The following is a 7,426-nucleotide window of genomic DNA, read 5'->3' as shown; positions in this document are numbered from 1 at the left end:
AATCCGACGCGGCTTCAGCTCTATCGCATCCTGGTGCGGGCCGGTGATGACGGGCTTGCCGTCGGCAGCGTCCAGGGCAGGCTCGACATTCCGTCCTCCACGCTGTCGCATCACCTCAAACGGCTGGTCGATACCGGGCTTGTCACGCAGGAACGGCAAGCGACGACGCTGATCTGCCGCGCCAACTATCCCGGCATGAATGCGCTGATCGGCTATCTCGCCGACGAGTGCTGCGCCGACGCCTGTGCGCCCGCCGTCGGCAAAGCACTGGCCTGATTTTTCTGCGCGTATAATTCGAAGATACCGGAAGGATCGAACCTATGGACATGATGACAGATCTTCCCGTCGCGGTAATTGGCGCCGGCCCGGTCGGCCTTGCCGCCGCGGCGCATCTGGTCGAGCGCGGCATCTGTCCACTCATCCTGGAGCGCGGCGAAAGCGTTGGGGCCGCACTGCTCGAATGGGGCCATGTGCGGGTGTTCTCGCCTTGGGAATACAACATCGACGCGGCGGCGCGGGCGCTGCTCGACCGCTCCGGCTGGACGGCGCCGGACAGCCAGGGCCTGCCGACCGGCGGCGAGATCGTGCGCGACTATCTGGCGCCGCTTGGCCGGCTTCCGGCGATCGCCGCCAATCTGAAGCTCGGCGCCGAGGTCACCGCGATCACCCGTCAGGGGCACGACAAGGTCGCCAATGACGGCCGCAAGGACGCGCCCTTCGTCATCCGCTACCGCGATGGCGGCGGTGAGCACCGCTTTCTCGCACGCGCCGTCATCGACGCATCCGGAACATGGTGGCGGCCAAACCCGATCGGCATCGACGGGCTGCCGGTTGCCGGCGAAGGCAAGGCGTCGGCACGCATCGCCTATGGCATTCCCGACGTGGTCGGCAAGGCGAGAGAAGACTATGCGGGCAAGCGCATCCTGGTCATCGGCGGCGGGCACTCGGCCATCAACGTCGCGCTGGCGCTGATGGAGTTGCAGGATGGCGTGCCTGGCACCGAAATCTTCTGGGCGCTGCGGCACGCCAGCATCGAGAGATTGCTCGGCGGCGGGCTGAACGACCAGTTGCCGGAACGTGGCGCGCTCGGGCTGGCCGCCAGGCAGGCGATGGCGGACGGCAGGCTGAACATGCTGACGGGCTTCGCCGTCGACCGCATCGAGACGCAAGGCGAGAAGCTTGCCGTCGACGCCCACCTCGCCGGCAAGCCGTTCAGCATGGCCGTGGACCGCATCGTCGTCACCACCGGCTTCAGGCCAGACCTGTCGTTCCTCGGCGAAATCCGCATCGCGCTCGATCCCGTCGTCGAAGCGCCGCCGGCACTGGCGCCGCTGATCGATCCGAACTTCCACTCATGCGGCACGGTTCCCGCGCATGGCATTGCGGAGCTCGCGCATCCCGAACCCGGTTTCACCATCGTCGGCTCGAAATCCTACGGCCGTGCCCCGACCTTCCTGATGGCGACCGGCTACGAGCAGGTCCGCTCGGTGGTGGCCGATATTGCCGGAGACCATGCCGCGGCCCGCGAGGTGCGGCTGGTGCTGCCGGAGACCGGCGTGTGCAGTGCCGTCGGTGTCGCGACGGTATCGGAAAGCGCCGGCTGCTGTGGCGGGCCTGCTCCCGCCGCTGTCGATGCCTGCTGCGTCAGGGATGCGGACGCCAAGGCAACCGGCGCATCGGGTTGCGGCTGCGCAACCGATGCCGAGCCGAGAAGAGCCGTATCGGCCGGCATCGATGCCTGACCGGTCCGTCCTGCGCAAGGCGATCTGGGCGCTTGGGCTGACCCAGATCATCGGCTACGGCACGCTCTATTACAGCTTCTCGATGCTGGCGCCGGCAATGGCACGCGAGTTCGGGCTCACGGAAGGCTGGGTATTCGCAGCCCTGTCGGCCTCGCTGTTTGCCGGCAGCCTGTTCGCGCCGACTGCCGGGCGGTGGGCCGACCGCTTCGGCGCCGGCCGCCTCATGACCGTCGGCTCGGTCGCGGCGGCTGTGGCGCTGGCGCTGTGCGCCGTCGCACCCGGCCGCGTGAGCTTCGTTCTGGGATTGCTGGCGATGGAACTGGCCTCCAGCTTCGTCCTCTACAGCGCTGCCTTCGTGTTGATCGTGCAGGTCGGGGTTCCCCGGCCGCAACGCAGCATCACCCATCTGACGCTGATCGCCGGGTTTGCCTCTACCCTGTTCTGGCCGCTGACCTCGGCGCTGCATGCGCATCTCACATGGCGCGAGGTCTACCTTTTGTTCGCCGCTCTCAATCTCGGCCTATGCCTGCCGATCCACGCCTGGCTGATGCGCCTGTCGCGTCGCCACGCAACGGTCACGCCGCATGAGCGCGGCTCCGCCCCCGATGAAGCGGGAATGCCGCTCGATGCGCGGCGCGGCCGGGCCGCATTCCTGCTGATGCTGGCGGGGTTCGCCACCGAAGGCTTCGTGCTGTCGGCGATCCTCATCCACATGGTGCCGCTGACGGCGGCCCTTGGGCTCGGCACCGCAGGCCTCTTCGTCTCGACCCTGTTCGGGCCGGCGCAGGTCGCCAGCCGGTTGATCAACATGCTGTTTGGCGGGCGGCTGCAGCAGACGCACCTTGCCGTCATTGCCGCGTCACTGCTCACGGCCGGGCTGTGTGCGCTGTTGCTGACCACGCCATGGCTGCCCGGCGCCTTCGTGTTCGTGTTCCTGTTCGGCCTCGGCTCCGGCCTCACCAGCATCGTCGGCGGCACCTTGCCGCTCGAACTCTTCGGCCGCGAAGGCTATGGCGCGCGGCTGGGATGGGCGAGCGCTGCCCGTCAGTTCACCTCGGCCTTTGCGCCGTTCGCGCTCGCCTTCATGATGGCGCGGACATCGGTCGCCAATTCCCTGTGGGTGCTGGTGGTCGTCGCCGCGAGCGGCGTCATCGCCTTCCTCGCCATCGCGCTGCTCAGGCGGCGCGGCGGCCCGGCAGCGTTTGCGATTGGCGGCAGCGCGGAAGAGGCGACCTGACCGCCCGCCTTTAGTGCCGCAGAATCTTGCTCAGGAAAGCGCGGCTGCGGTCGGTCTTGGGGTGTGAGAAGAACTCGTCGGGCGTGCCGCTTTCGACGATGGCGCCAGCGTCCATGAACACCACGCGCTGGGCGACCTTGCGGGCAAAGCCCATCTCGTGCGTCACCACCATCATGGTCATGCCTTCCTCGGCGACCGCGACCATGACGTCGAGCACTTCGGAAATCATCTCGGGATCGAGCGCCGAGGTCGGCTCGTCGAACAGCATGATTTTGGGCCGCATGCCGAGGCAACGCGCGATCGCCACGCGCTGCTGCTGGCCGCCGGAGAGCTGTGCTGGATAGGCATTGACCTTGTCGGCGAGGCCTACCTTGGCCAGCAATTCGCGGCCGGCCTTTTCGGCTTCGGCACGCGGGATCTTGCGGACATGGATGGGGGCGAGCGTGACGTTTTCGAGTGCCGTCTTATGCGGGTAGAGGTTGAACGACTGGAAGACGAAGCCGATCTCGGTGCGCAGCTGGGTCATGTTGGTGGCGGGGTCGCCCAGGCGCTGGCCGTCGACGACGAGATCGCCGTCCTTGATCGCATCCAGGCCGTTGACGCAGCGGATCAGAGTGCTTTTGCCCGAGCCGCTCGGGCCGCAGACGACGACCACTTCGCGCGGTTCGACGCTGAGCGTGATGTCCTTGAGCACGTTGAGCGAGCCGAACCATTTGTTGACGCCGCGAAAGTCGATCATGCCGGTTTTGGCAAGGCCCGTTTTGGTCATGTTTTCTGGACCTTTGGGGTTGGAAGTCACAACTGCACCTCGGCATGCGCCGCGCCCATGCGCTGCTCCAGCCGGCGGGCCAGCATGATCAGCGGATAGCAGACGATGAAATAGCCGACGCCGACGAGGAAGAACACCAGCAGGCCGTTGGGCACACGCTGCACCACCAGCCAGCCGACGCGGGTGAGGTCGGTCAATCCGATGGCCGAGACGACAGAAGAATCCTTGATCAGCAGCACATACTGCCCGACCAATGGCGGCAGCACGATGCGCATCGCCTGCGGCAGCACCACCTGGCGCATGCGCTGCCAGCGCGACAGGCCGGACGCCAGTGCCGCCTCGACCTGGCCTGTCGGCACCGAGCGGATGCCGGCGACGACGATCTCGCAGATGAAGCAGGCAGCCAGATTGGTCAGCGCGATGATGCCGGCGGTGAAGGCATCGAGTTCGATGCCGAACTCAGGCAGGATGAAGAAGATCAGGAAGATCTGCACCAGGAACGGCGTGCCGCGGATCAGGTCGACCCAGGCCCCGATCAAACCCGAGATCAGACGGTTGCCGCCGGTCCGCAGGATGCCGAGGGCGAAGCCGAGCAGCGTGCCGAGCACCAGGCTGATCAGCGACAGCAACACGGTCATGCCGAGGCCGCGCAGGGCCAGTGGATAGGAGCCGGCGAGGCTTTGCAGTTGTTGCCAGATCATGTCCGCGCCCCCGCTGTGCCGAGCCAGCGGCTGGAGAGCCCAGCCAGTCCTTTCAGGCCGTAATAGAGCAGCAGATAGAAGGCGGCGATGGTGAGGAAGCCTTCCGCCGGCATGAAGCGGTCGGAGGCGAGCAATTGACCGGCGCGTGTCAGTTCCGAAACCGAGATCAGCGACAAAAGGGCGGAATCCTTGACCAGCACGATCGCCTGGCCGAGCAGCGGCGGGATCGTCACCTTGAAGGCTTGCGGCAGGACGACAAGGCGCATGCGCTGGACATAGGTCATGCCCGAAGCGACGCTGGCCTCGACCTGGCCGCGCGGGATCGACAGGATGCCGGCGCGAATGATTTCAGCGATATAGGCGCCGCTGTTCAGCGACAACGCGAGGATGCCGACGACGAGTTCCGGCAGAACGAAGCCGAGCCGGGGCAGGCCGAAATAAAGAAAATAGAGCTGCGCCAGCAAGGGCGTGGCACGCACCGCATCGATATAGGCCTTGGCCGGGGCGCGAAACAGCCAGCCGCGCTGCAGATTCATGGCGCACAGCACGATGCCGACGATGAGCGCGCCGACAAAGGACAGCGCCGACAGCCAAACGGTCGTGACCAGGCCCTGTCCGAACAACGGCAGGTATTCGACGATGGTGCGGAAACTGAAATTTTCGAGCATCGTTGGGTGAAATCCCCAGAGCGCAGGCAACGACAGATGAAACGAAATTCCGGGCGGCTTCGCGGCGTTTAAGATGCGCGCGAAACCGCCTGGATTTATCGCTGCTTAGTGATCCTTCTTCCAGGCGTCGGAATTGACCCAGTAGTCGAGGTTCTTCTGCAGGCGGCCGTCGATAGTGACCTGGTTGAGGAACAGGTTCATCCAGATCAACAGGTCCGGCTCATCATAGCGGGTGGCGAAGGCAAGCGGCTCCTTCGACAGAAGGTCCGGCATGATGGTGAAGGTGCCGGCCGGATAGGCGGTCGACTGGCCCTTGACCGCCGAGACGTCGTTGACGCCGCAGTCGGCCTGGCCGTTGTTGACGGCGTCGAGCAGCAGCGGACCGCCACCCTTGTAGCTCTTGATGTCGGCATCGGGGAAGGCGTTCTTGGCTTCCTTCTCGCCGGTGGCGCCGAGCAGCACGGCGATCTTGGTGCCCTTGGCCTTGCAGTCCTCGGTGGTCTTGAACTTGCTGTCGGCCTTGGTGAAGACGGTGCTGCCCGTGTACATGTAGGGCGTGGTGAACGCGACCTTCATGCCGCGCGCCAGCGTCGGTGTCATGTCGGCGACCAGCAGGTCGGCCTTGCCCGACAGCAGCGCCGGGATCAAACCATCCCAGTCGAAGTCGAGGAAGGTGATTTTCACACCCATTTCCTTGGCCATCAGTTCGGCCAGTTCGACCGAACTGCCGGTGCGTTCGCCATTGGCGCCGACCAGCGAGAAGGGCGGTCCCTGGGTCTGCACGGCGACGCGCAATTCGCCGCGCTTGGTGATGTCGTCGAGCGTACCCGCACTGGCCGCAGCGGTGAGCCCGGCGAGCGCAAGCCCGGCGATGAAAAGTCTTCCGGCGATGAAAAGTCTGGCAATCTTCATTTCGGTATTCCTCCCTGTTGTCGTTAATGTCTGCCCGCGGTTCTCCTTGGGCTCCTTTTTGAGCGGCAGCGCCGTTGCCGGCGGCAGCCACCGTTCGAAAATCTTTCGCCTCAGTCCCGTGCCACCGTCTCGGAAACCGTGATGCCACGCCTGGCCAATTCATCGAAGAACCTGATGTCGGGCACATCCAGCAGCGGGTTCAAAAAGCCGGGTCTGGTGATCTCGCCCCTCGCCAGCATCTGCGCCACGATGCTGGCGGGATAGCCGACGCCGAGGCTCATGCCGAACAGGCCGGAAACGAGATCGCGTTCGATGATCAGGTCCGACGTCACCGTCTTGGCGCGGCCGCCTTCGAGGCCGGAAAAGACATTGCGCATCACGCAAAGATCCTTTTCGCCGGGGCCGTATTGCAATTGCGGGCCGAGCAGCCGGCCAAGGAATTCGCGCGGGCTGTTGGAGGTGCCGGGCACCTTGTCCTCAGAGAGGAAACCGAGTTCCTTCAACGGCGCCCAGAAGGCCGACCATCCCGGCCAGCGCAGTGTGTAGCGGCCGGAGCGGCGCAGCCCTTTTGCGGCGTCCAGCATCTCGACATAGTGGAGCGCGTCGCCATTGGGGAAGGCTTCGAGCCTGCCGAGACCGGCAACCTCGATTTCATGGATGAACGGATTGTCGTGCTGCTGGCCGGCAGGCACCGCGACACGGTTCCCGTCCTCAATCATCACGCTGTCGCGGTTCTGGCTGACCAGGACCATGTCGAAATTCCAGCTCACCTTGTAGCACAGCGGCTTGGCCATCGCCTGCGGCTCGGGGATGCCGCCGCAATAGGAATCGATCGAAGAAATCGAGTCGAACTGCCTGGCGGCGCGCGCGTAGAGCACGAGGTCGATGCCGGGGTCGAGCCCGCATTCGGTCATGATCGAGACACCGGCCTGTTCGGCGGCCGGCGCCAGGTCGGCGATCGACTTGGCGTAATTGGTGGTGACCAGCGGCGTGCGCGTGGCAATCGCGGCCTTTACCGCCTCGCGCATCAGCGGCTGCGGCAACAGGTCGATGACGGCGTCGACATCATCAAGCACAGTGGCCAGGGCCTGGCCGATCGCGCCCTCAGGCACCACGAAGCGCACGCGGGCAAGATCGGTCAGGCCGGCAAGCCGGGCAGGGCCGTCCGGCGCGGTGTCGACGCAGACAATTTCCTCGACGCCGTCGCTGGCGACGAGGTCGGCGATTGCCGCCCGGCCTTGCAGGCCGAGGCCGCCGAGAACCGCGATCTTCATGCCGGCTCCTTGCGGTCGTCCGACCAGCAGCCTTCCGGCAGGCTGACCCATTTGTTGCAGGACGCCATGACGACGAAGGTCTCGCTGCGCACCACTTCGCCCGGCTCGCCGGCGCCGGGGATC

8 protein-coding genes and 1 pseudogene are annotated in these 7,426 nt (G+C 65.6%); 3 read left to right on the top strand and 6 right to left on the bottom strand.

The annotated features are described in order from the left end of the window. The 3 genes from EN884_RS18605 to arsK form a co-directional block, all read left to right on the top strand. The coding region (locus EN884_RS18605; protein WP_164895049.1) for a metalloregulator ArsR/SmtB family transcription factor at positions 1–276 on the top strand (276 nt) is incomplete at its 5' end. Between the two features lie 44 nt (positions 277–320). Continuing rightward, positions 321–1,742, top strand: coding sequence for an NAD(P)-binding domain-containing protein (locus tag EN884_RS18600; RefSeq protein WP_082826512.1), 1,422 nt, complete (start codon positions 321–323; stop codon positions 1,740–1,742). Beyond that, positions 1,735–2,979 carry an arsenite efflux MFS transporter ArsK gene (gene arsK / locus EN884_RS18595; RefSeq protein WP_063168656.1) on the top strand — a complete coding sequence of 415 codons (1,245 nt, stop codon included), beginning with the start codon at positions 1,735–1,737 and terminating at the stop codon, positions 2,977–2,979. The genes EN884_RS18600 and arsK overlap by 8 nt, the downstream gene beginning before the upstream one ends. A gap of 10 nt (positions 2,980–2,989) precedes the next feature. On the opposite strand, the gene EN884_RS18590 is transcribed toward arsK, so the two are convergent. The 6 genes and pseudogenes from EN884_RS18590 to EN884_RS40275 all read right to left on the bottom strand — a co-directional run. Next, on the bottom strand, positions 2,990–3,718 hold the full coding sequence (locus EN884_RS18590) for an amino acid ABC transporter ATP-binding protein (RefSeq protein ID WP_164895050.1): 729 nt from the start codon (positions 3,716–3,718) through the stop codon (positions 2,990–2,992). A gap of 56 nt (positions 3,719–3,774) precedes the next feature. After that, positions 3,775–4,449, bottom strand: coding sequence for an amino acid ABC transporter permease (locus tag EN884_RS18585; RefSeq protein ID WP_063168655.1), 675 nt, complete (start codon positions 4,447–4,449; stop codon positions 3,775–3,777). Then, a complete protein-coding gene (locus EN884_RS18580; protein ID WP_013530557.1) occupies positions 4,446–5,117 on the bottom strand; it encodes an amino acid ABC transporter permease in 672 nt (223 codons plus the stop codon). Before EN884_RS18580 ends, EN884_RS18585 begins: the two co-directional genes overlap by 4 nt. Positions 5,118–5,222: 105 nt before the next feature. Next, on the bottom strand, positions 5,223–6,029 hold the full coding sequence (locus EN884_RS18575) for an ABC transporter substrate-binding protein (RefSeq protein WP_013530558.1): 807 nt from the start codon (positions 6,027–6,029) through the stop codon (positions 5,223–5,225). A gap of 110 nt (positions 6,030–6,139) precedes the next feature. After that, the gene (locus EN884_RS18570) at positions 6,140–7,303 is read right to left on the bottom strand and encodes a saccharopine dehydrogenase family protein (protein ID WP_063168654.1); all 1,164 of its coding nucleotides are present in this window, start codon (positions 7,301–7,303) and stop codon (positions 6,140–6,142) included. After that, positions 7,300–7,426: pseudogene (locus EN884_RS40275) on the bottom strand (Lrp/AsnC family transcriptional regulator); the annotation flags it as partial. The pseudogene EN884_RS40275 and the gene EN884_RS18570, both read right to left, overlap by 4 nt.

The organism is Mesorhizobium sp. M7A.F.Ca.AU.001.01.1.1 (assembly GCF_004022735.1).
Classification (GTDB): Bacteria; Pseudomonadota; Alphaproteobacteria; order Rhizobiales; family Rhizobiaceae; genus Mesorhizobium; species Mesorhizobium ciceri.
The sequence above is the reverse complement of the archived record's forward strand: the minus strand, read 5'-3'. Positions and strand labels throughout refer to the sequence as shown.

Excerpts from the sequence above, each read along its gene's own strand:
- EN884_RS18575 (WP_013530558.1), bottom strand. The coding sequence starts at position 6,029 with ATGAAGATTGCCAGACTTTTCATCGCCGGAAGACTTTTCATCGCCGGG.
- EN884_RS18590 (WP_164895050.1), bottom strand. The coding sequence starts at position 3,718 with ATGATCGACTTTCGCGGCGTCAACAAATGGTTCGGCTCGCTCAACGTG.
- arsK (WP_063168656.1), top strand. The coding sequence starts at position 1,735 with ATGCCTGACCGGTCCGTCCTGCGCAAGGCGATCTGGGCGCTTGGGCTG.
- EN884_RS18570 (WP_063168654.1), bottom strand. The coding sequence starts at position 7,303 with ATGAAGATCGCGGTTCTCGGCGGCCTCGGCCTGCAAGGCCGGGCGGCA.
- EN884_RS18585 (WP_063168655.1), bottom strand. The coding sequence starts at position 4,449 with ATGATCTGGCAACAACTGCAAAGCCTCGCCGGCTCCTATCCACTGGCC.
- EN884_RS18600 (WP_082826512.1), top strand. The coding sequence starts at position 321 with ATGGACATGATGACAGATCTTCCCGTCGCGGTAATTGGCGCCGGCCCG.
- EN884_RS18580 (WP_013530557.1), bottom strand. The coding sequence starts at position 5,117 with ATGCTCGAAAATTTCAGTTTCCGCACCATCGTCGAATACCTGCCGTTG.